Annotated in this window: 23 protein-coding genes; 13 read left to right on the forward strand and 10 right to left on the reverse strand. The window is 67.7% G+C overall.

What is annotated here, in order from left to right; genetic code table 11:
- The first annotated feature begins 102 nt into the window (after positions 1–102).
- Entirely contained in the window at positions 103–984 is an 882-nt protein-coding gene (gene dapA, locus KIT25_19735; protein ID UYN94246.1) for a 4-hydroxy-tetrahydrodipicolinate synthase, read from the forward strand.
- 981 nt (positions 985–1965) lie between these two features.
- Here dapA and KIT25_19740 read toward each other — a convergent pair.
- The 3 genes from KIT25_19740 to KIT25_19750 form a co-directional block, all read right to left on the reverse strand.
- Positions 1966–2103 (reverse strand): DUF433 domain-containing protein, encoded by a 138-nt coding sequence (locus KIT25_19740; GenBank protein UYN94247.1) that lies wholly within the window; start codon positions 2101–2103, stop codon positions 1966–1968.
- 139 nt (positions 2104–2242) lie between these two features.
- A complete protein-coding gene (gene mscL / locus KIT25_19745) occupies positions 2243–2665 on the reverse strand; it encodes a large conductance mechanosensitive channel protein MscL (GenBank protein UYN94248.1) in 423 nt (140 codons plus the stop codon).
- Positions 2666–2785: 120 nt separating this feature from the next.
- The gene (locus tag KIT25_19750) at positions 2786–3724 is read right to left on the reverse strand and encodes an AEC family transporter (protein ID UYN94249.1); all 939 of its coding nucleotides are present in this window, start codon (positions 3722–3724) and stop codon (positions 2786–2788) included.
- A gap of 117 nt (positions 3725–3841) precedes the next feature.
- Here KIT25_19750 and KIT25_19755 point away from each other — a divergent pair, with 117 nt between their 5' ends.
- The 4 genes from KIT25_19755 (at position 3842) to KIT25_19770 (ending at position 6612) form a co-directional block, all read left to right on the forward strand.
- Positions 3842–4123 (forward strand): hypothetical protein, encoded by a 282-nt coding sequence (locus KIT25_19755; GenBank protein ID UYN94250.1) that lies wholly within the window; start codon positions 3842–3844, stop codon positions 4121–4123.
- A gap of 273 nt (positions 4124–4396) precedes the next feature.
- Complete coding sequence (locus KIT25_19760) at positions 4397–5263, forward strand: sulfurtransferase (GenBank protein ID UYN94251.1); 867 nt, start codon at positions 4397–4399, stop codon at positions 5261–5263.
- 13 nt (positions 5264–5276) lie between these two features.
- Positions 5277–5570, forward strand: a complete 294-nt coding sequence (locus tag KIT25_19765; GenBank protein UYN94252.1) for a DUF1330 domain-containing protein — start codon at positions 5277–5279, stop codon at positions 5568–5570.
- The gene (locus KIT25_19770) at positions 5563–6612 is read left to right on the forward strand and encodes a hypothetical protein (GenBank protein UYN94253.1); all 1050 of its coding nucleotides are present in this window, start codon (positions 5563–5565) and stop codon (positions 6610–6612) included. The genes KIT25_19765 and KIT25_19770 overlap by 8 nt, the downstream gene beginning before the upstream one ends.
- Positions 6613–6670: 58 nt before the next feature.
- On the opposite strand, the gene KIT25_19775 is transcribed toward KIT25_19770, so the two are convergent.
- From KIT25_19775 to groES, 3 genes are all read right to left on the reverse strand, one after another.
- Positions 6671–7063, reverse strand: coding sequence for an NUDIX domain-containing protein (locus KIT25_19775; protein UYN94254.1), 393 nt, complete (start codon positions 7061–7063; stop codon positions 6671–6673).
- A gap of 158 nt (positions 7064–7221) precedes the next feature.
- Positions 7222–8859 carry a chaperonin GroEL gene (gene groL, locus KIT25_19780; protein UYN94255.1) on the reverse strand — a complete coding sequence of 546 codons (1638 nt, stop codon included), beginning with the start codon at positions 8857–8859 and terminating at the stop codon, positions 7222–7224.
- A 58-nt stretch (positions 8860–8917) separates the two neighbouring features.
- On the reverse strand, positions 8918–9232 hold the full coding sequence (gene groES / locus KIT25_19785) for a co-chaperone GroES (protein UYN94256.1): 315 nt from the start codon (positions 9230–9232) through the stop codon (positions 8918–8920).
- A gap of 282 nt (positions 9233–9514) precedes the next feature.
- Here groES and KIT25_19790 point away from each other — a divergent pair, with 282 nt between their 5' ends.
- From KIT25_19790 to KIT25_19800, 3 genes are all read left to right on the forward strand, one after another.
- On the forward strand, positions 9515–9781 hold the full coding sequence (locus KIT25_19790) for a Usg family protein (GenBank protein UYN94257.1): 267 nt from the start codon (positions 9515–9517) through the stop codon (positions 9779–9781).
- A gap of 69 nt (positions 9782–9850) precedes the next feature.
- A complete protein-coding gene (locus tag KIT25_19795) occupies positions 9851–13024 on the forward strand; it encodes a glycosyl hydrolase (protein UYN94258.1) in 3174 nt (1057 codons plus the stop codon).
- Positions 13025–13038: 14 nt separating this feature from the next.
- Complete coding sequence (locus tag KIT25_19800) at positions 13039–14220, forward strand: MFS transporter (GenBank protein UYN94259.1); 1182 nt, start codon at positions 13039–13041, stop codon at positions 14218–14220.
- A 265-nt stretch (positions 14221–14485) separates the two neighbouring features.
- Here KIT25_19800 and KIT25_19805 read toward each other — a convergent pair whose 3' ends face one another.
- The 3 genes from KIT25_19805 to KIT25_19815 form a co-directional block, all read right to left on the reverse strand.
- A complete protein-coding gene (locus tag KIT25_19805; protein ID UYN94260.1) occupies positions 14486–15436 on the reverse strand; it encodes a nitronate monooxygenase in 951 nt (316 codons plus the stop codon).
- Between the two features lie 14 nt (positions 15437–15450).
- Positions 15451–16287 carry a hypothetical protein gene (locus tag KIT25_19810; GenBank protein UYN94261.1) on the reverse strand — a complete coding sequence of 279 codons (837 nt, stop codon included), beginning with the start codon at positions 16285–16287 and terminating at the stop codon, positions 15451–15453.
- 157 nt (positions 16288–16444) lie between these two features.
- Positions 16445–17071 carry a glutathione S-transferase family protein gene (locus tag KIT25_19815; protein ID UYN94262.1) on the reverse strand — a complete coding sequence of 209 codons (627 nt, stop codon included), beginning with the start codon at positions 17069–17071 and terminating at the stop codon, positions 16445–16447.
- Between the two features lie 75 nt (positions 17072–17146).
- Between KIT25_19815 and KIT25_19820 the strand changes: the two genes are divergently transcribed.
- A complete protein-coding gene (locus tag KIT25_19820) occupies positions 17147–17923 on the forward strand; it encodes a hypothetical protein (protein ID UYN94263.1) in 777 nt (258 codons plus the stop codon).
- Between the two features lie 43 nt (positions 17924–17966).
- Here KIT25_19820 and KIT25_19825 read toward each other — a convergent pair whose 3' ends face one another.
- Positions 17967–19169, reverse strand: coding sequence for a cytochrome P450 (locus KIT25_19825; protein ID UYN94264.1), 1203 nt, complete (start codon positions 19167–19169; stop codon positions 17967–17969).
- 134 nt (positions 19170–19303) lie between these two features.
- Between KIT25_19825 and KIT25_19830 the strand changes: the two genes are divergently transcribed.
- Genes KIT25_19830 through KIT25_19845 form a run of 4 tightly spaced genes read left to right on the forward strand, consistent with a single transcriptional unit; the run spans position 19304 to position 22820 of the window.
- Positions 19304–21238: a potassium transporter Kup gene (locus KIT25_19830; protein ID UYN94265.1), complete on the forward strand. Its 1935-nt coding sequence runs from the start codon at positions 19304–19306 to the stop codon at positions 21236–21238.
- Positions 21239–21244: 6 nt separating this feature from the next.
- Positions 21245–21943, forward strand: coding sequence for an alpha/beta hydrolase (locus tag KIT25_19835; protein ID UYN94266.1), 699 nt, complete (start codon positions 21245–21247; stop codon positions 21941–21943).
- Positions 21940–22341, forward strand: coding sequence for a GNAT family N-acetyltransferase (locus tag KIT25_19840; protein ID UYN94267.1), 402 nt, complete (start codon positions 21940–21942; stop codon positions 22339–22341). Before KIT25_19835 ends, KIT25_19840 begins: the two co-directional genes overlap by 4 nt.
- Before the next feature lie 38 nt (positions 22342–22379).
- Positions 22380–22820, forward strand: coding sequence for a hypothetical protein (locus KIT25_19845; GenBank protein UYN94268.1), 441 nt, complete (start codon positions 22380–22382; stop codon positions 22818–22820).
- Positions 22821–22844 lie beyond the last annotated feature (24 nt).

Here is a 22844-nt window from a genome sequence, read left to right on the forward strand (position 1 = left end):
ACCCAGCCTCTCCCCCGATCGGGGGGAGAGGAATCCGATTCTTCCTCCTCTCCCCCGCGAGGGGGAGAGGTTGGGAGAGGGGCGACGAAGAGAGAGGAACACATGACCAGGATCTCCGGCCTCTGGCTGCCCGCGATCACGCCGTTCAGGGACGGCGCGCTCGATCTCGTGAGCTATCGACGTCTGCTCGAGCACTATCTGGCGCTCGGCGTCGACGGGCTGTTCCCGCTCGGCACGACCGGCGAGGCGCCGACCCTCGACGACGACGAGATCGAGGCGGTGGTCGAGGCGACGCTCGAGGTGGCGGCAGGGCGCGTGCCGGTGTTCGTCGGCGTCGGCGGCAACGCCACGCGCAAGGTCGAGAAGGCGCTGAAGGCGCTGGCGCACCTGCCGTTCCAGGGCATCGTCTCGGTCTGCCCCTACTACAACCGGCCGGGCCAGGACGGAATGATCGCCCATTTCCGGCGCATCGCCGAGGCCACCGACCGCGACGTGCTGATCTACAACATCCCCTATCGCACCGCCGTCAACCTCACCAACGACTCGCTGCTCGAGCTCGCACGGGTGCCCAACATCGTCGGCGTCAAGGACAGTTCCGGCAGCCTCGCCCAATCGCTCGACCTGCTGGCCCGCAAGCCCAGGGACTTCGCCGTGCTGACCGGCGAGGATGCGCTCTACTTCACCATGCTGGCCCACGGCGCCGACGGCGGCATCCTGGCGGCGAGCCATGTCATGACCCCGCACTTCCTCGAGGTGAAGCGCGCCTTCGCCGACAACGACCTCGCCGGCGCCCGCCGCGCCTGGGCGCCGCTCGCCACGCTCACGCCGCTGCTGTTCGCCGAAGCCAACCCGATGCCGATCAAGCACTGCCTGTGGCGACAGGGCCTGATCGCCTCGCCGGAATGCCGCCTGCCGCTGACGAAGATCTCCGACGGCCTGGCGCGCCGGCTGGACGATCTCCTGGCGGAGAAGGCGGCGGCGTAGCGGCACGCACGACCTCATCCTGGGGAGCAGGCCGAAGGCCGCGTCTCGAAGGATGGGAACGAGCACCCTTTCGGTGGCCCAGCCTTCGAGACGCACGCCTCCGGCGTGCTCCTCAGGGTGAGGTGTTTCAGTAGCGACCGCAAAGACACAAGACGCGCGCAACATCGTTACAACCTGACCGTGGTTGGCGGAGCAGGGTGACGGTCGAGGCGATGGCCGCCTCCAGATGTTGTGTGAGGGGACGCGGGTCCTTCCGGCCGAGACAAGACCGCCTCACGCTGAGGAGCGGTCCGCAGGACCGCGTCTCGAAGGGTGGCAACGAGCACCTCGTCTGCGGCCCATCCTTCGAGACGCCGCACGTCGTGCGGCTCCTCAAGGATGAGGTGATGATTCGAAGGGCTCATGATGTTGTGGCTGCCGAATAAAATAACGAGAAGAAAACATCCACGATTCCAGATCTTGTGGCCGGGTGACGCGCGGCAGACAACAAACGAACCTTCGTCTCGTTTTCCGATTGCGTAATGGCAAGGCACGCATGCGCGCGAGCCTAGGCCCGTTGCCCTTGCCGTTCCAATCTGGTCAACGATTCGCGAATCGCCCTTTGATTCTCCACGACAAATCTTGCGCTGCTTGACCATGCGGATGACGCGAATCAGACGGGCTTTTGACGGTGGGCCCTTTGGGCAGGCGATGGGGAACGCGGATGACATGAGCGCAGGTTACGCCAGGGGCGATCGCGGAATCGAATCTGGTTCACCGGGTCGGATCGCTGCCTTGATTCTCCACGCGAATTTTTCCACCGGTGAACCAGATTCGATTTTGCCGAAGCGCTCTCCCATTCTCCGCGCAGTTTCAACTCGCGTTTGGAGAATCACATGATGAGTTAGACCGGCTTGGCGCGCCACTCTGATAGGGCAGCTCGCAAGATATCGGCCATGATCTCATCGCTGATATGCAGTGGATCATACCAACCGTCGGAACTTATGACTCGGAAGTGACCTCCACCGACAGGCCGGCGCCGAGCTTGCGCAGCACGAACTCGACCGGGATGCGCGTTCCCCGGATGACGGGCTTTCCGCCCATGATGTCGGGGTTCATCTCGATTCGCGGATGGGGCATGGGGAGACCTGGGATGCTCTGGCGACAAAAAGTAGCACGAATTGGGCGCCGTTCCGATTCTCCGCCGTCGTCCCGAGCGAAGCGAGGGGCCTTTGGGCGACAGAAAGGTCCCTCGCTGCGCTCGGGATGACACTCGCAGCTAAGCGCGCGCCTTCAGCAGATCGCGGATCTCCGTCAACAGTTCCTGTTCGCGCGTCGGCGGGGCGGGCGGCGGCGGCGCGGCCTGCTCGGCACGCATCAGGCGGTTCATCAGCCGCACCACGAGGAAGAGCACCCAGGCGATCAGCAGGAAGTTCACCGTGACGGTGATGAACTGGCCGTAGCCGAGCGTGGCGCCCGCCTTCCGGGCGGCGTCGTAGGTCGCCGCCTGGCCGGCGGCGCCGGCGAGGGCGATGAAGTAGTTCGAGAAATCGAGGCCGCCGAAGATCCAGCCGATGACGGGCATGATGACGTCGTTGACCAGCGAATCGACGATCTTGCCGAAGGCGACGCCGATGATCACGCCGATGGCGAGATCGACGACGTTGCCGCGCAACGCGAACTTCTTGAATTCCTGCAGCATCTCCGCCCTCCGTGCCCGGGGTCTTCACGTTCCCCACCCTTCGAGACGGCCGCGGCGCGGCCTCCTCAGGGTGAGGGGTTACTGTTTCGACGCGGCCTCCTCGGGGCGAGGTTTTCGCCATCAGCCGATACGCAGCCACACCAGCAAAGCAGAAACCGTGACCACCGAGAAGGCCGTCGACAGCAGGACGGCGGCGCTGTTCTGCTCCACGGAGATGCTGAACTGGCGGGCCAGCACGAAGGCGTTGGCGGCGGTCGGCGTCGCCGCCATCAGGAGCGCCGCCTGGCCGGGCACCGAGCGCATGTCGACGAAGAACGGCAGGATGGCGAACGCCGCCAGGGGCTGGATCACCAGCTTGATCACGGTGACGAGGCCCGCCTCGACCAGGCCGCTGCGCACCGACTTGTCGGAGAGGAAGAGGCCGATCGCGAACAGCGCGCAGGGCGCCGCGGCCGCGCCCAGCAGGTCGATCCATTTCTCGACAGGGGTCGGCAGGGCGAGGCCGGCGGCGGACCAGGCCAGCCCCAGGGCGATCGACACGGGCAGCGGGTTGCGCGCGACGTTCCAGGCGGCGCGCAGGAAGGTGCGGATCGGACCATGGCCGGCCGCGACCTCGAGCTCGATCAGCATGACGCCGAACACCATGGAGATCACGGCGGTCACGATCACGGCCAGCATGGCGGGCGGCAGCCCCGCTTCGCCGAAGGCGGCAAGGCACAACGGCACGCCCATGTAGCCGACATTGCCCCAGGAGGCGGCGATGCCGCCGAGACTCATGGCGGCGAGGCCACCGCGCGCGACGAGGCGGCTGGCCAGCATGCCGAGGGCGAAGGTGGCGAGAACGGCCGCGCCAAAGCCCGCGATCAGCCCCGGATCGAGCACGGACCGCACCGGCGTGCGGGCCAGGGTGCCGAAGAACAGGACCGGCAGCGCGAACCAGCTCACGAAGGCATTGAGGGCGCCGGTCGCCTCGCCCCCCAGGATCCGCCACCGGCCGGCCAGATAGCCGACGAGGACGACGGCGAAGATGGGGAAGGCGACATTCAGCAGGACGGCCACGGCAGCACTTTCATGAACTCATTAGGAAATTGACATAAGATACTAAAATACAATAATATTTTCCCATCACAGAGGCCGCATCGCGTCCCCCTCGCAGAGCGGCCCGGGAGAGTACCGATGCGTCTCTTGCTCGCCGGCCTGGCCGCGCTCTGCGCGGTCGCTTTCGCGACACCGTCGTTCGCCGCCCCCAAACCCAAGCCCGGCACCAAGGCCTACTGCACCAGCCTGAAGAGCGCCACCGCGCGCGACGCCTGCCTGAAGAAGCTGCACGCCTCGGCGGCCAAGACGAAGACCAAGACCAAGACGAAGAAAGCCAAGGCGAAGACGACCGGGAAGCCGGATACCGCCGAGGTGCCGAGGACGGTCGAGATTCCGCCGCTTCCGGCGAAGACGATCTGACCCGGAGGAGAGCGCCACCAAGGCGCCGGTTACTGCGCCGCGAGTGGCGCATTTTTCTGTCGTCCTGAGCGAAGCGAAGGACCTAAGGGTTCGACCGAAGGTCCTGCCGCAATGCTAGGTCCTTCGCTTCGCTCAGGACGACAAAGAGAAACCTTCGCTTCAGCGTTTTCGGCCTACGGCCGAAAAGCGCGACTCAGGACGACAGAGAAGCTGGAGTGGCGCGCCCCCAGCACTCTGACCTAGTCTCCGCTCTCCTCCCACACGGAGAGCGACATGGGTCATTCCGCTGCGCTTGTATCGACCGAGGAGCTCGCGCGTCGCTTGGGCGCGCCGGGCGTGCGCGTGTTCGATGTCACGATGTATCTCAGGCCGCGCCCCGACGCGCCGGGCTACATCTCCGAAAACGGACGGGCCAACTACGACAAGGGACACATTCCCGGCGCCGCCTATCTCGACCTCCAGGCCGACCTCTCCGATACCGCCTCGAACCTGCGCTACACGCTGCCGCCGCTCGACCGGCTGACCCGCGCCTTCGCCGCCAAGGGCGTCGGCCACGGCACCTTCGTCGTGCTCTACAGCCATGCCTCGCCGGTGTGGGCGACGCGCGTGTGGTGGATGCTGCGCGCGGTCGGCTTCGACGACGCCGCCATCCTCGACGGCGGGCTCGACAAGTGGAAGGCGGAGAACCGGCCGCTCTCCACCGAGCCGACCGACCATCCGCCGGCGACGCTCACCCTGCGCGGGCGCCCGGAGATCTTCGTCGACAGGAACGTCGTGAAGGGCGCCATCGGCCGGGGCGACACGCTGACGCTCAACGCGCTCAGCCTCGACCAGCACAAGGGCAGCGGCGGCGTCAGCTACGGCCGGCCGGGCCGCATCGCCGGTTCGTCCTGCGTGCCGGCGGCGAGCCTGTTCGGCGCCGACAAGACGCTGAAGCCGATCGCCGAGCTGCGCGCCGCCTTCGAGGGCGTGGGCGCGGCGCCGGACAAGAGGGTGCTGGTCTATTGCGGCGGCGGCATTGCGGCCACGCTCGACGCGTTTGTGTTGACGGCCTTGCTCGGGCACAAGAACGTCGCGGTCTACGACAACTCCATGCAGGAATGGTCGAACGACCCCGCCCTGCCGATGGAAACGGACTGAGAGGAGGAACGACGTGACCGCCTACATCATCGTCGAGGTCGAGACGACCGACGAGGCCCTGATGGCCGAGTACCGCAAGCACACGCCCGGCGCGATCGCCAAATTCGGCGGCAAGTTCATCGTGCGCGGCGGCAAGACCCGGACGCTGGAAGGCGGCTGGACGCCGCCGCGCGTCGTGGTGCTGGAATTCCCGAGCTACCAGAAGGCCGAGGAATTCTACGACTCCGACCACTACAAGCCGATCCTCGCGATGCGGCTCAAGGCCGGCAAGTCGAAGGCGATCCTGGTCGACGGATACGATGGCTGACAATGCCGCCTACAAGGCGGTCGGCACGCTCTACAACGCGCTGATGACGGCCCTCGTGCTCGGGCTGGTCACGCGGCGCGGCGAGGAGGCGGCGCGCGACTACGTGTTCCGCCATTTCCGCCGCCAGCATGTCGAGAAGTTCCTGCCCGGCCTGCAGAAGCTCGGCCTGGCGAACGAGAAGGACGCGCCGGCCTGCGCGCTCTACCACTATCACTCCAACGCGCTGGGCGGCGTGAAGACCGGCTATCTGCGCGAGAGCGACAGCAAGGCCTGGGTGCGCTATCCACCGCCGCGCTGGATCTGGAAGGGAACGGCGATCGCCGGCGTCCCGCATTCAGTGTCGGCGGCCATGCTGCATGGCTGGCATGGACACAACGGCGTATCGCTTGGCAACGACCGGCTCGGCTTCGTCTGCACCGGCATGACGGTCGACGGCCTGCCGGGCCTCGAGGGCTACTATTGCGACTACGGCCGGCCCATCGCGGAAGCCGAACGCGTGCGCTTCGCCTATGGCAAGGAGGAGATGCCGAGGATCGACTGGTCGGCGCAACCCCGACTCGAGACGGCGAACTGGCCCGAGGAACGGCGGCTCAAGACCTTCCGCGCCTACGCCCTCGAGTATCTGCGCACCATGCTGCCGACCCTGCAGGAGCAGCTCGGCGCCGACGCGGCGCAGACGGAGCTGGGCCGCGTCGCCCGCCTGGTCGGCCTGCAGTTCCACGAGGAGACGGCGCGCGAGCTCGATCTGCCGACCGACGTCGAACGCGGCGACGCCCGGAGCGCGCACGATTTCGCGCGCTGGCTCGCGGCGATGCTCGCCGCGCAGGGCGAGGAGGTCGAGAACCGCGGTGTGGACGTCGTCATGCGGGGCTGGCGCGCGGTGCGCGGCGTCGACCTTGCCGATCCGCTCAAGGCCTTCGACGCCTGGAACGAGCTCTGGATCGGCGCCGCCGCGGCGCACGACCGGTTCCTGAGGGTCGAGACCGCACGCTCGCTCGACGAGCGCGGCTGGTCCGTCACCTGGCGGATCGCCGGGCGATAAACATGACCCCTCCGCCCCGCAGGACGGGGCGGTCATACCGCGACGGAGGGGTCATGAGTCACCGTGCGGCGGCCTGCTCGATGGCGCGGAGATAGCAGGCCGGCAGCTTGTAGCCCTCGATCGTCGCGCCGAGCGCGGCGAGCGGCAGCCAGCGCGCCTCGAGATGCTCGGGACCGAGGACGACGTCGCCCATCGCCTGCAGACGACAGGCGAACGGCAGGATGCGCACGAACCGGCCCGGCAACACCTCGAAGAGATGCGCGTCGAGCGCGGCGCCGACCTCGACCGCGAGCCCCGTCTCCTCGCGCACCTCACGCTCCAGCGCCGCGCGGTGGTCCTCGCCCGGATCCGGCCGCCCGCCCGGCAGGTCCCATTCACCGCGCGCGTTGCGCAACAGCAGCACGCGGCTGTCGTCGATGACGACGCCTTTGACGGAGATGGGGTGATCCATGACACAAGCCTATCCGTCGTCCTGCACGAAGCGAAGGAGATGAACCAACCCGGGTGGACAGCGATCCTGTTGCCGGTGCCAGATCCTTCGTCGGCACTCCAAAGAAAAAGGGCCGGGGATCGCTCCCCGGCCCTCTCCGATTGTTCCGTCGACCGGACCTAGAAGTCCATGCCGCCCATGTCGCCACCGCCCGGCGGCATCGGCGGGGCCTTCTTCTCCGGCTTCTCGGCGACCATGGCCTCGGTCGTCACCAGCAGGCCGGCCACCGAGGCGGCGTCCTGCAGCGCGGTGCGCACGACCTTCACCGGGTCGATGATGCCGGACTTCACCATGTCGACATACTCGCCCTTCTGGGCGTCGAAGCCGAAATTGGTGTCCTTCTGGTCGAGCATCTTGCCCGCGACGACGGCGCCGTCGAAGCCGGCATTCTCGGCGATCTGGCGGACCGGCGACTGCAGCGCACGGCGCACGATCTCGACGCCGACCTTCTGGTCGTCGTTGCCGGTGCGCAGCTTCTCGAGCGCACGGATCGCGTAGAGCAGGGCCGCGCCGCCGCCGGCGACCACGCCCTCTTCCACCGCCGCCTTGGTGGCGTGCATGGCATCATCGACGCGGTCCTTCTTCTCCTTGACCTCGACCTCGGTGGCGCCGCCGACCTTGATGATCGCCACGCCGCCGGCGAGCTTGGCCAGGCGCTCCTGGAGCTTCTCGCGGTCGTAGTCCGAGGTGGTCTCCTCGATCTGCGCCTTGATCTGGGCGATGCGGCCCTCGAGATCGGCCTTCTTGCCGGCGCCGTCGACGATCGTGGTGTTCTCCTTCTCGACGATGACCTTCTTGGCCTTGCCGAGCATGTCGAGCGTGACGTTCTCCAGCTTGATGCCGAGATCCTCGGAGATCAGCTGGCCGCCGGTCAGGACCGCCATGTCCTCCAGCATCGCCTTGCGGCGATCGCCGAAGCCCGGCGCCTTGACGGCGGCGATCTTCAGCCCGCCGCGCAGCTTGTTGACGACCAGGGTGGCGAGCGCCTCGCCCTCGACGTCCTCGGCGACGATCAGCAGCGGCTTGCCCGACTGTACGACCGCCTCGAGCACCGGCAGCATCGCCTGCAGGCCCGAGAGCTTCTTCTCGAACAGCAGGATGTAGGGGCTCTCCAGCTCGGCGATCATCTTGTCGGCGTTGGTGATGAAGTACGGCGAGAGATAGCCGCGGTCGAACTGCATGCCTTCCACGACGTCCAGCTCGGTCTCGAGGCTCTTGGCCTCTTCCACCGTGATCACGCCCTCGTTGCCGACCTTCTTCATCGCCTCGGCGATCATCTTGCCGATCGACTTGTCGCCGTTGGCCGAGATGGTGCCGACCTGGGCGACCTCGTCGGTGCCGGTGATCTTCTTGGCGCGCGCCTTGATGTCCTCGACCGCCGCCTCGACCGCGATGTCGATGCCGCGCTTGAGATCCATCGGGTTCATGCCGGCCGCGACCGACTTCACGCCCTCGCGCACGATGGCCGCGGCGAGCACGGTCGCCGTGGTCGTGCCGTCGCCGGCGATGTCGTTGGTCTTCGAGGCCACTTCGCGCACCATCTGGGCGCCCATGTTCTCGAACTTGTCGCCGAGCTCGATCTCCTTGGCGACGGTGACGCCATCCTTGGTGATGCGCGGCGCGCCGAAGCTCTTGTCGAGCACGACGTTGCGGCCCTTCGGGCCGAGCGTCACCTTGACCGCGTCGGCCAGGATGTCGACGCCGCGCAGCATGCGCTGACGAGCGTCGCCGCTGAAGCGGACTTCTTTGGCTGCCATTGGCTTATTTCCTCTTGGATGTTCAGTTGCGATGGACGATGGATGGGATCGGAAGCGATCAGGCCGCCTTCTTCAGGGCGCCGGAACCCTCGAGGATTCCCATGATGTCGCTTTCCTTCATGATCAGGTACTCGACGCCGTCGAGCTTGACCTCGGTGCCGGACCACTTGCCGAACAGGATGCGGTCGCCGGCCTTGACGTCGAGGGCGACCAGCGCTCCCTTCTCGTCGCGGGCGCCCGGGCCGACGGCGACGACTTCGCCTTCCATCGGCTTTTCCTTGGCCGTGTCGGGAATGATGATGCCGCCCTTGGTCTTCTCTTCCTCCGCGACGCGCTTGACCACGACGCGATCGTGAAGCGGACGAAACTTCATGCTCTTTCCTCCAATATCCCCAGTTGAACCTGCGCGGCTCGCGCCGCGACGGAATTAGGTCCTGTCAGCACTCCCCCTTGGTGAGTGCCAAAGGCGCAGGGGATTTAGGGGTGTCGCGGGTCGGAGTCAAGGCACCGGCGAAAAGGTTCCGCCACGTCATCCCGCACCGGCAGCATTCCCACAGGAGTGCTGCCAACTCTTTGATGTGGAACGATTTTTGCTGATTTTTCGTTAAGCGCGCGTGACTATTCCTTCACGAGCGTCGTGTCAAGGAGTGCCTCGATGGACCGTAATTTTGTTGCGCAACTCAACGATTACCGCGTGACCACGGCTGAGATTCTCTACTGGATGCCCGATCACAAGCATGTCCTGCAAAGCTTCGTGTGGCAGAACCTCGACCTCGCTCCCCGCTTCCCGGCGCTGACCAGATTCCTCGACTTCTGGGAAAGCAACCTCGACGGCAAGCTGCACAAGGTGCGCGTCGCCAACGCCGCGCTGATCAAGCCGGCGGAGTTCCGCTTCTCCAGCGGGCTGTATCAGTTGCATTAGTTGCCGGTTCATGCCGAGGTGACCTAGGGTCCCGGTCCCTGAACGCTCATCAGAGATCGGCCCCTCCCCATGCCCCAGAAGAATCGGACCACCGCCCTGCCGGGCCTCGACGCGCTGAAGTGGCGCTGCATCGGCCCGTCGCGCGGCGGTCGGGTCGTCGCCGTGTCGGGCGATCCCAGGGATCGCATGACGTTCTATTTCGGCGCCTGCGCCGGCGGCATCTGGAAGACGGTCGACGGCGGCGTGTTCTGGCGCTGCGTCTCGGACGGCTACATGGGCAGCGCCGCCGTCGGTTCGATCGCGGTCGCGCCGTCGGACGCCAACGTGATCTATGCCGGCACCGGCGAGACGGCGATCCGCCTCGACGTCTCCTATGGCGACGGAATGTACAAGTCGACCGATGCCGGCCGCAGCTGGAGCCACATCGGGCTCAAGGAGACCAGGTTCATCGGCCGCATCGTCGTGCATCCGGAGAACCCCGACCTGGTCTATGCCGCGGCGCTCGGCGACGTCTTCGGCCCCAACCGCGAGCGCGGCGTCTATCGCTCCCGCGACGGCGGCAAGTCGTGGCAGAAGATCCTGCATCGCAACGACGTCGCCGGCGCGATCGATCTTTCGATGGACCGAAACAACCCGCGCATCCTGTTCGCCGCGCTGTGGGAGGCGCGGCGCAACTTCTGGAACATCTCGAGCGGCGGGCCGGGCAGCGGCCTGTTCCGCAGCACCGACGGCGGTGACACGTGGGAGGAGATCACGCGCAACCCGGGCCTGCCCGACGGCATGCTGGGCAAGATCGGCGTCACGGTCTCGCCGGTCCGCGCCGGCCGGCTGTGGGCGCTGGTCGAGGCGGAGGGCGACAAGACCGGCCTGTACCGCTCCGACGACTACGGCGCGCGCTGGAGCCAGGTCTCGGCCAACCGCGACCTGATGCACCGCCCCTGGTACTACACGCACGTCTTCGCCGACACCGGCCATGCCGACACGGTCTACGTCACCAACCTGCAGATGTGGAAATCGACCGACGGCGGCACCTCGTTCAGCGAGGTCACGACGCGGCACGGCGACAATCACGACCTGTGGATCGACCCCAACGATTCCCAGCGCATGATCGAGGGCAACGACGGCGGCGCGCACGTGTCGTTCAACGGCGGCGCCTCGTGGTCGACGATCTACAACCAGAAGACGGCGCAGTTCTACCGCCTCGACATCGACAACCAGTATCCCTACCGCGTCTACGGCACCCAGCAGGACAACACCTCGATTGCCGTGCCGAGCGCGTCGGAGTGGGGCGTCATCACCCTGGCCGACTGCTCGTACCCCGGCACCGGCGAGTCGGGCTTCATCGCCGTCCATCCCAGGAACCACGACGTGGTCTATATCGGCGCCATCGGCTCGAGCCCGGGCGGCGCCGGCGCGCTGCAGCGCTACGACCATCGCACCCGCCAGATCCAGCTCGTCAACGTCTGGCCCGAGGAATCGACGGGCATCTCGCCGAAGGATCTCAAGTACCGCTTCGCCTGGACCTATCCGATCGTGTTCTCGCCGCACGATCCCGACACCCTCTATGTCGGCGGCAACTGCGTGTTCCGCACGCGCAACGAAGGCATGGACTGGGAGAAGATCTCGCCCGACCTCAGCCTCAACGACCGCGCGCGCCAGGGCCATTCGGGCGGCGACATCACACGCGAGAGCGCCGGCGCGGAGGTCCATGCCACCACCGCCTGCGTCGTCGAATCGCCGCACCGTCGCGGCGAGATCTGGGCCTCGACCGACGACGGGCTGGTGCACGTGACGCGCGACGACGGCAAGACGTGGAGGAACGTCACGCCCCGGGCGATGCCGAAGCTCGCTTATGTCGGCTGCGTCGAGCTCTCGGCGCACGACGACAGGACGGTCTACCTCGCGGCCACGCGCTACAAGCTCGCCGACTACAAGCCCTACCTGTTCAGGAGCAGCGACGGCGGCAGGAGCTGGAAGTCGATCAACGGCGACCTGCCGACCGGCGAGATCACCCGCGTGGTGCGCGCCGATCCGGTGGCCAGGGGGCTGCTCTATGCCGGCACCGAGACCGGCGTGTTCTTCAGCCTCGACGACGGAGCGCACTGGACTCGCATGGCCGGCGGCCTGCCGGTGGTGCCGGTCTACGACCTCAAGCTCAAGGACAGCGATCTCGTCGCGGCGACGCACGGCCGGTCGTTCTGGATCCTCGACGACGTGACGGCGCTCCGCGGACTGGCCGGCGGCGGCGGCAAGGGCGCGCGGCTGTTCGCGCCGCGCACGGCGATCCGCACCAAGCTCCACTGGAGCGCCGGCGCCAACGTGCGCGGCGGCATCGCCTACGGCCCGGCCTTCGGCATCGACGGCAGCACCGTGATGGTCGAGAAGGCGGACGGCACGCGCTGGCGCGAGCATCTCGACGTCGGCGAGAATCCGCCCAACGGCGCCATCGTCTACTACTGGCTGGCGCAGGATGCGACGTCCGCCGTCGTGCTGACGTTCCGCGATTCCGCGGGCCGACGGATCGCGTCGTTCTCGAGCGACGACAAGGACGCGCCGGCGCCGCGCAGGCCCGGCACCAGGGCCGGGCTCCATCGCTTCGTCTGGGACATGAAGTATCCCGGTCCGACCAGGCTCGACTATTCCCTGGCCCCACCCCGGCCCAAGCCGCTGGCGCCCGACCCCGAGAATCCGCCGGGCCCGACGGTCGTCCCCGGCACCTACGGGGTCGAGCTCGGCGTCGACGGCAAGAAGCAGGAAGCGCGCTTCGCCGTCGCCAAGGACCCGCGCCTCAGCACGACGGCGGCCGACTACGCCGCGCAGTTCGCCCTGCACAAGGAACTGGTGGCGTCGCTGTCGAAGCTCAAGCAGGGCGTCAACGCCCTGCGCAAGATGAAGCGCCAACTCGCCGACCTCGGCGAGAACGGCCCGCCGGCGCTGCGCGGCCGCGCGCGCCGGATCGGCGACAAGCTGTTCGAGATCGAGCGCGTGATGGTCGATCCCCACCGCAAGTCGGTGCGCGACGTGCTGCGCAACCCGGCCGGCCTGAACGACACGCTGTTCGACATGATCGCCATGGCGACGACCGCCGACGCGGCGCCGACCAGCCAGACGCGCGCCGTGTCGCGCGAGGTGATGGACAAGGTCGACGAGCAGGTCGGCAGGCTCGATGCGCTGGTCAAAGGCGACATCGCCCAGCTCAACAAGCTGCTGGCGAAGGCCCGCACCAGCCGCGTCGCGGCCTGAGGCCGGACACCGGGATGCTGCGTCAGCCGGCGGGCTTCTGGAGCCTGTTCGCGACCGACATGATCGTGCGGACGGCCTATCAGATGGCCAAGAGCCCGATCCTGCCGATCCTCGCCGCGAGCCTCGGCGCCAACAAGCTGATGATCGGCACCATCGTCGGCGTGTCGACGCTGACCGGAACGGTGTTCAAGCCGTTGGTCGGCGCCTTGTCCGACCGGTTCGGCCGACGGCTGTTCTTCTTCACGGCGCTGCTGCTGTTCGCGGGCTTCCCGTTCCTCTACCGCTTCGTCGAGACTGCCGACCAGCTCTTCTGGCTGCGCATCCTGCACGGCAGCGCGACGGCGATCTTCGGCCCCGTCACGCTTGCGCTCGTGACCGAGATGTCGACCGAGAACCGCGGCGCGCGCCTCGGCCTGTTCGAGATGGCGCGCGGCAGTGGTCACCTGATCGCGCCCGCCGTGGCCGGCGCCGTGCTGACGATCAGCACGCCCGAGGTCGTGTTCACGGCGGTCGGATTGCTGAGCTGCGCGGCCTTCCTGCCGGCCCTGTTCGTGCGCTTCGACGAGACCCGCATCGAGCCCGTGCAGCGGCGCGGTTTCCTCGCCGAGCTCGCGGCCGGCCTGAAGCACGCCGCGACCCGCGGCACGCTCTGGTTCGTGGGCCTGCTCGAGTTCGCGATCTACGGGTCGATCTACTCGCTGAAGGCGTTCCTGCCGATCTTCGCCCTCGAGGCCGGCTACGGCGTGTGGGCGGCCGGCCTGTTCTTCACGCTCCAGGAAGCCACGCATCTCCTCGTGCGGCCGTTCGGAGGACGTCTGGGCGACCGGCGCGGATATGTTCCGACGATCGCCGCGGGCCTGGTGGCGCTCGGCGCGGCGCTGATCGCGTTGCCCTCGGCCCCGACAGCCGGCGTGCTGCTCGCTCTCGCCATCGTCGTCGGCGTCGGCCAGGGCCTCGCCTTCCCCTCGACCGTGGCGTTGATCGGCAACCGCATCGACGCGGGCCACATCGGCCTGGGTCTCGGCTTCTACGGCGCCCTGCGCAACGCGGGCAAGGTCGGCGGCCCGATCCTGGTCGGTGCGCTGCTGCATTCTTTTTCGTCCAAGGCCGTTTTTCCCGGCCTCGGCGTGACGGCGCTGGTGGTGGCGCTCGCCCTGTTCGTCGTCGCGGCCCAGGCGCGCCGCGCCCAAGCCTAGAATCTGTCCGGCCAAGCCCGGATCACCGGCGCTTCAGCGAGACATTCGATCGAACTTCCTTTCATACCGATGGCTCATCCTCTTTCGACAACTATGTCGCCGACCAGACGCCGTCCTGTGGATGAGTGGACACCGAGGACTGCAGAGGACTGCGAGGACTCGAGGACGAATCGCCTTGGATGCCGATGGCATCGGCGTCGGAGCAGTCCTCGGGCTGTGGACTCGGCGAGGACGACGCCGTGCCTCCGCCCGGGCCGCCACGCCTCTAGCGGGTCGCGGCGGCGGCGTACTCGCGCGCGGTGCGCTCGACCAGCTCGGCCACCGACGGAACATCGGCGACACCCGAAACGGAATGACCCGCGCTCCAGATGTCCTTCCACCGCCTGGCGCCGGGTTCCCGGGAGCGCTTGTCGCGCTCGGCCGGGTTTATGTCCTTCGAGACGTCGATGCCATCGCGCGGCGGCAGGTTGTCCGGATCGAGCCCCGCCGCGACGATCGACGGCCGCAGCATGTTGGTCTCGAGGCCGGTGAAAGCGCGCGTCAGCAGCACGTCGTCGAGCCGGCTGCCGACCAGCATCTCCTTGTAGGCATCCCCGGCCATGCTCTCGCGCGTGGCGATGAAGCGCGTGCCCATGTAGGCGAGGTCGCAGCCAAGGGCCCGCGCGGCGCGCACCGCGTGACCGTCCGACATGCCGCCGGCCATGACGACGATGCCGTCCCAGAACTGCCGCACCGCGCGCACGAAGGCGAAGGGATTGGCCCAGCCGGTCTGGCCGCCGGCGCCGGCGGTCAGCAGCACCAGCCCGTCGACGCCGGCCGCCACCGCCTTCTCGGCGTGGCGCACCGAGGCGACGTCCGCCAGCACCCGGCAGCCCGCGTCCTTCAACGGCTTCATCACCGGCTCGGGCGAGCCCACCGAGGTGATGACGATCTCGGCGCCGTGACGGACGACCGCCGCCACGTCCGCCGCCACGCGCGGGTTCGAGCGATGGACGATGAGGTTCGGGCAATACGGAGCGACGTCCGCCGTCGCCGCCTTGATGTCGGTCAACCAGGCGTCGAGTTCGTCGACCGTCCGGCAGTTGGCGGTGGGAAAAGAGCCGATGACACCCGCGCGGCAGGCCGCCTTCACCAGCGCCGGCCCCGACACCAGGAACATCGGGGCCGCGATCAGCGGCAGGCGCAGGCGGCTCTCGAGCGCGACGGGCAGCGACATCGCGGCAGCATAGCTCAGCGTGGCATCGCGAGAAGCACGATCCCCGAGACGACCAACGCCGAAGCCGCGATGCGACGCGGACCGAATCCCTCCTTCAGGATCACCGTGCCGATCACGGCACCGAACACCACGCTGGTCTCGCGCAGCGCCGTCACCGGGCCGAGCGGCAGGTGCAGGGCGGCCACCAGGAAGGCCAGGAACCCCAGAACCGAGATCACGCCCGCCAGCAGGCCGGTCGCGGCATGGCGGCGGACGTAGACCACCAGGTCGCGTGGGCGGCGGAGCACCGCGTAGCCCACCATGCCGAGGCCGGTGACGATCTCGAGGAAGGCCTGAAAGCCCAGCACCGTGCCGGCCGTGCGCACACCCAGTCCGCCGAGAAAGCTGTAGCTGGCGACGGCGACGCCGGTGGCGACGGCAAAGCCAACGGCTTCAGGCCGCGCGCCGGCACCCAGCGACAAGGTCACGATTCCAAGCGAGATCAGGCCGACCGCCAGCAGCTGGCCAGCGCTCAATGCCTCGTCGATCAACAGCAGCGCCGCGGCAGCCGTGAGGAGCGGCGCCAGCCCGCGCGCCAGCGGATAGACGACGCTCATGTCGCCTGCGCCGTAGGAGCGGATCAACAGCCCGTAGTAGGCGAAGTGAACCGCGGCTGTCAGCGCCAACCATTTCCAGCTTTGCGGCGCCGGCCAATCGACGAAGGGCAACGCCGCCAGTCCGATCAGGAGGCCGGTGGCGCGGATCGCCACCATGCTCAGCATGCGGTCGCCTGACGACTTCACCATCGCGTTCCAGATCGGATGGGCGATGGCCGAGAGGATCACCAGGCCATAAAGCAGTGCCGCGGACATGACACCCGATTGGCGGGCGTCCGTCCGCGGCGGTCAATGTCGCCTTCGGCGCGGAGCCGCCCCGCAAACGCGTCGTGCGGGGCGAGCCGCGAAGAGGAACTGCGCTGGGAACCAGCGCAGAGGAACTTGAAGCGATCCGATTAGCGCGGCCTTTGCTCTACGCGGCTTGTGCCAGGCCTTCCTGCTCCAGGGTGCGCTTGACGGCGGGACGCGCCTTCATGCGCTCGTAGAAGGCGGCGACGTTCCCGGGCAGCGGCATCTTCATGCGCGCGGCAGCCCAGAAGGTGACGTAGAAGAGCGCCGCGTCGGCGACCGAGAAGCTGCCGGCCACGTACTCCTTGCCCTCGAGCGCCTTGTCCATCAGCGCGAGGCCCTTTTCCATGATCTCCTTGCCGCGCGCCTTGACCTTGTCGTGATCGGCCTCGGTCGGCGCATAGTTGCCGGGACGGAACATGCGGCTGAAGCCCTGCATGTGCATGGTCGAGACGACGTAGTCCATCGCCTCCAGAACGCGCGCCTCGCCGTCGGCATCGGCCGGCAGCAGGCCCTTGTCGGGATTCTTGCGCGCGAGCCACGTCGCGATGGCGGGAAACTCGGTCAGCACCGCGCCGTCGTCGCGCACCAGCGTCGGGACCTTGGACTTGGGATTGACCTTCACGAAATCGGGGCCGTATTGCTCCTGCTTGGCGCCGTCGATCTTCTGCAGGTCGTAGGGCTTGCCGATTTCCTCCAGCAGGACGTGGATGCCGATCGAGCAGGCGCCGGGCATGTAGTAGAGCTTCATCGATTCCTCCCGTGTGGGTGTCTAGGATGGGACGGCGGACGCTAGCACTGCGGCGGCGGCGGGGGAAACGACTCAATGGCAACACCGAATCTACGGTCTCTCGTCGGCACGGCGCCGGCCAAGATCGGCACCTTCCTGTTCGAATTCGCGACACCCGGAATCGGCCAGATCCTCAAGGCCGCCGGCGCCGACTACGCGGTGCTCGACATGGAGCACACCGGCTTCGGCTTCGACACCGTGCGCCAGGTGGTTCGCTACTGCCAGGCCAGCGAGTTACCGCTGATCGTGCGGGTGCCCAGCCAGCAGCGCCATCACATCTCGCGCGCGCTCGATACCGGCGCCGACGGGATCATGGTGCCCATCGTTTCCTCGCTGGAGCAGGCCAAGGCCGTGCTCGATGCCGCCAAGTACTGGCCCGACGGCACGCGCGGCGTGGCGCTCGGCCTGGCGCACGAGCGCTTTGCGATGCGCGGCGACGGCCTGCTGCCGCGCTTCGCCGAACAGAATGCGCGCACGGCGATCATCCTGCAGATCGAGGATCCGCGGGGTGCCGCGGCGGCCGACCAGATCGCGGCGATGGCCGGCGTCGACATGCTGTGGCTGGGACACAACGACCTCTCGGTGGCGCTCGGCAAGCCGGGCGCGTTCGACGATCCCGACTTCGCCAGGGCGGAGCAGGCGACCCTCGCCGCCGCGAAGAAGCACAAGAAGTCGGCGGGCCGGCTCGCCGTCGATGCCGCGCAGGCCGCCCGGTTCGTCAAGATGGGCTACGACTTCGTCTCGATCGCGGGCGATGTCTGGCTGCTGCAGCAGGCCTTCGCCGCGGGCGTCAACACGATCAGGAAGGCATGACCGGACACTCCTCCCAAGTCTTCTGGGGAGGTGAGCAAAGAGGTCAGGCGCGGATGACGACCGGCAGCGAGCGGATGCCGCGGATGAAGTTGGAGTAGAGCCGCACCGGCGGCCCGGCGATCTCGATCTCGAGGTCGCGCCGCAGGATTTCCTGCCACAGGATCCTGAGCTGCATCTCGGCCAGCCGGTCGCCGACGCAGCGATGGATGCCGGCGCCGAACGCGAGGTGCTGGCGCACCCTGGGGCGCCCGATGTCGAAGCGCTCGGGATCGGGCATCGCCGCTTCGTCGCGATTGCCCGAGACGTACCACATCACGACCTTGGCGCCCTGGGGGATGACCCTGCCGACGAGCTCCGTTTCGCGCGTCGTGGTGCGTCGCATGTGGATCACCGGCGTCTGCCAGCGGATGATCTCGGAGACGAGATTGCCGAGGAGGGCCGGGTCGGCGCGCACCGCGGCGAGCTGGTCGGGCCGCCCGGCGAGCGCCATCAGCCCACCCGTCATCGAATTGCGCGTGGTGTCGTTGCCGCCGACGATCAGGAGCGCGAAGTTGCCGATGAACTCCTCGAGCGGCATGGCGCGAGTCGCCTCGCCGTGCGCCATCATGGAGATCAGGTCGAACTTCGGCGGCCGCGCGGCGCGCTCGCGCCAGAGTGCCGCCATGATATCGGCCATCCGCCGGAGCTCCGCCATGCGCTCGGCCTCGCTCTTCACCACCGCATCCTCGGCGGCGACGTTGGCGATGGCGACATCCGACCAGTGGGTGAGATCGCGGCGGTCGGCCTGGGGGAAGTCGAACAACGTCGCCAGCATCATGGCCGTGAGTTCGGTCGAAACGCGGTCGACCCAGTCGAAGACCTCGCCGCGCGGCAGGCCGTCCAGCACGGCGGCCGTGCGCTCGCGGATGAGCCCTTCCATGTTGGCGAGGTTGGACGGCGCCACGATCGGCGCCACGGTCCTGCGCTGGGCGGTGTGCCGGGGTGGGTCCATGCGGATGAAGTTGGGCAGCTCCTGGCCCTTGGGCTGATCGGCGATCTGGATGCCGCCGAGCTCGGACGCCGAGGAATAGGTGCCGTGGTCGAGCTCGACCTTCATGATGTCGGCGAAGCGCGTCACCGACCAATAGGGCCCGTACGGGCTGTCGCGGTGGAAGTGAACGGGGTCGTCGCGCCGCATCCGCTCGAAGTGCGGCCGCCAGCTATCGTCCCGATAGAGCGAGGGGTCGCCGAGGTCGACGTCCTGCATGACCGCAAGCGGCCCGCGGCGGCCCGCCAAGTCAAGCCCTTTCCGGTGCCGGAAACGGGATTTGGCGCGTTGACAGTGTCGGGCGACGGGAGCAAATCGTCGGCCCGCCGCCTCCTGGGCGGCGTTTTGACATCATGGCACCTGCCGACACGGGCTCTCCTCCGTCCAATCCATCGCCGACCGACGGCGCCAACGGCGTGTCGCCGCACAAGGCGGCAACGGCCTCGTTGGTGGTCGGCGCGCTGGGCATCGTCTTCGGCGACATCGGCACGAGCCCGCTCTATGCGATTCGCGAATCGTTCGTGCACGGCGGCGGCATGGCGCCCACTCCAGAGCACGTGCTGGGAGTCCTCTCGATCCTGTTCTGGGCGGTGACGCTCACCGTCACGACCAAGTACGTGACGCTGGTAATGCGCGCCGACAACAAGGGCGAAGGCGGCGTGCTCGCCCTGGCGACGCTTGCGGCACAGGGCTTCCGCGGCGGCAGCCGGCGCGCGCGTATCGCCGTCACCGTGTTCGCCGTGATCGGGCTGGCGCTGTTCTACGGCGACGCCCTGATCACGCCGGCGATCTCCATCCTCGGCGCCGTCGAGGGCCTGTCCGCGGTCGAGCCCGGCTTCACGCCGTTCGTCATGCCGTTGTCCCTGGTCATCCTGGTCGGCCTGTTCCTCCTGCAGTCGCGCGGCACGGCGCGCGTCGGACGCCTGTTCGGGCCGGTCATGCTGGTGTGGTTCGCCGTGCTCGGCGTCCTCGGCGCCTGGCAGATCGCCAAGCACCCCGAGGTGCTGATGGCGGTCAATCCCGTCTACGGCATCGAGCTCATCGCCGAGCGCGGCTTCGGCATCTTCCTCGCCTTCGGTTCGATCGTCCTGGCGGTGACGGGCGCGGAGGCCCTCTATGCCGACATGGGCCATTTCGGACGCAAGCCCATCCGGGTCGCGTGGCTCGGACTGGTCATGCCCGGCCTGCTGCTCAACTACTTCGGACAGGGCGCGCTCATCATCAGCGATCCCGGCGTGGTGCATCACGTCTTCTTCGAACTGGTGCCCAAGGACTTCATCATCCTCCTGGTCGTTCTTTCCACCATGGCCACGGTGATCGCCTCCCAGGCCGTCATCTCGGGCGTCTTCTCCCTGACGCGCCAGGCGATCCAGCTCGGCTACCTGCCGCGCATGGAGATCAAGCACACGTCGGAGACGGAAATCGGCCAAATCTACATCCCCCGCGTCAACTGGCTGCTGATGGCCGGCGTCGTCGCGCTGGTGATCGGCTTCGGCTCGTCGGGACAACTGGCCGGCGCGTACGGCCTCGCGGTCACCGGCGCGATGCTGGTCGACTCCGCCCTGGCCATTGCCGTCGCCATCCTGGTATGGCGCTGGTCGTGGCCGCTGGCGGTGGCCGTGTTCGGCGGGCTGGCGATTCCCGAACTGGCCTTCTTCTTCGCCAATGCACTCAAGATTCCGGACGGCGGCTGGCTGCCGCTGGTGGTGGCCGTCTTCATCTATTTCACCATCGCCACCTGGCGGCGCGGCCGAGCGCTCGTCGCCAAGGAGATGAGCGAGGGCACCCTGCCGTTGACGACGTTCCTCGAGCGCATGGAGCGCGCGCCGAACCGGGTGACCGGCACTGCCGTCTTCCTCACCGCCGACGCCAAGGCGACGCCGGCCGCCTTCCTGCACAATCTCAAGCACAACAAGATCCTGCACGAGAGGGTGATCGTGATGCAGGTCGACACCATGGACGTGCCGCGGGCACCGGAATCCAAGCGTGTCGAGGTCGAGCGGCTGGGCAAGGGCTTCTTCTCCGTGATCGCCCGCTACGGCTTCATGGAGCAGCCCGACGTGCCGGCCGCGCTGCGCTCCTGCCGCCCGCACGGCATCGCCTACGACGAGATGGAGACCAGCTTCTTCCTCGGCCGGGAAACCCTCGTGCCGTCGCTGCGCTCCAGGCTCGGCCGCTGGCGGCGCGACTACTTCATCTCGCTCTCGCACAGCGCGTCGGCCACCAAGACCTTCTTCCGCATTCCTCCCAACCGGGCGATCGAGCTCGGCAACCAGATCCAGGTGTGAGGTGCGATGAGCCGGCCGACACTCGTCCTCCTGCCCGGACTGCTCAACACCCGCCGCGTCTTCGAGCACCAGATCGCCGACCTGTCCGACATCGCCGAGATCGTCGTGCCGGAGCTCTTCCATCATGATTCGGTGGGCGCAATGGCGGAGGCGGCTCTCGCCGCCGCGCCGGAACGCTTCGCTCTGGGCGGCTTCTCGATGGGCGGCTACGTCGCCTTCGAGATCCTGCGGCGAGCGCCACAGCGCGTCGACCGGCTCGCCCTGATCGACACCCAGGCCACGCCGGACACGCCGGAGGTGGCGGCGCGCCGGCGCGGCTTCATCGAGCAGACGAAGCTCGGCCATTTCAAGGGCGTGCAGCCGTCGCTGATGCCGCAGATCGTCCATCGCTCGCGGCTCGGCGATGCGGGCGTCACCCAGCCCATCCTCGACATGTCGCACGAGATCGGCGCCGACGGCTTCGTGCGCCAGCAGACGGCGATCATCGACCGGCCCGACAGCCGGCACCTGCTGGTCGACATCGAGATGCCGACGGTGGTGATCGTCGGCCGCGACGACATGGCGACGCCGATCGCCCGATCGCGGGAAATGGCCGCCGACATCGCCAATGCCCGGCTGGTCGTGATCGAGGCGTGCGGGCACATGTCGCCGCTGGAGAAGCCCGCCGAGGTATCGGCGGCGCTCAGGAGATGGATGACCGAATGACCACAGTGTATGCCCGCGAGGACCATCTCGCCGCCGACGAGTACATCGACGTCTGCCGCAAGTCGGGCCTCAATCGCCCGATCGACGATCGCGGCCGGGTCGAGCGCATGCTCGCGCACGCCAACCTGATCGTGACGGCGCGCCAGGACGGCCGGCTGGTCGGCTTCGCCCGCTCGCTCACCGATTTCTGCTTCTGCTGCTATCTCTCCGACCTCGCCGTCGACAAGGCATGCCAGGGCCAGGGCATCGGCAAGCGGCTGATCGAGGAGACCCGCCAGGCCGCCGGCGGCGATCTCACCACGACGCTCCTGCTGTCGGCGCCGACGGCGCTGAGCTTCTATCGCGGCATCCAGATGCCGCAAGCCGACAACTGCTTTCTCCATCGCCGGCAACGGTAGTTCCCTGCCCTGTTGACATGGATCAAGGCGGCAAGGCCATGCCGCAAACCATCCTCGCCTCGGCGATTTCGGAGGGAGTGGAGGGTACGATGTCCCATGTCCATGCGGTTGTCTGGCTCGATTCGAGGGAAGCCCATGTCTTCCAGTTCAATGCGACCGACGTCGAGCAGCAGCGCGTGAAGGCGCATCTGCCATTCCGCAAGGTGCATCACAAGGCGGGTGAGATAGGCGCAGGCAAGATACATCTCGATCGCGACTACTTCGATCGCATCGCCGACGCCTTGCGCGGTTGCGGAGAATGGCTGGTGACAGGCCCCGGCATGGCCAAGCAGGAGTTGCTCAGTCACGTCGAAGCGCACATGCCGCACCTGCGTGCCAGGCTGGTCGGCGTCGAAACCTCGGACCACCCGACCGACGGCGAATTGCTGGCTCACGCCCGGCGCTTCTTCAAAGCCGCAGATCGGATGATCACGCACTGAAAGGAACCCGGCAGGCATGCCGGA

The sequence above is a fragment of the Enhydrobacter sp. genome (assembly GCA_025808875.1).
Classification (GTDB): domain Bacteria; phylum Pseudomonadota; class Alphaproteobacteria; order Reyranellales; family Reyranellaceae; genus Reyranella.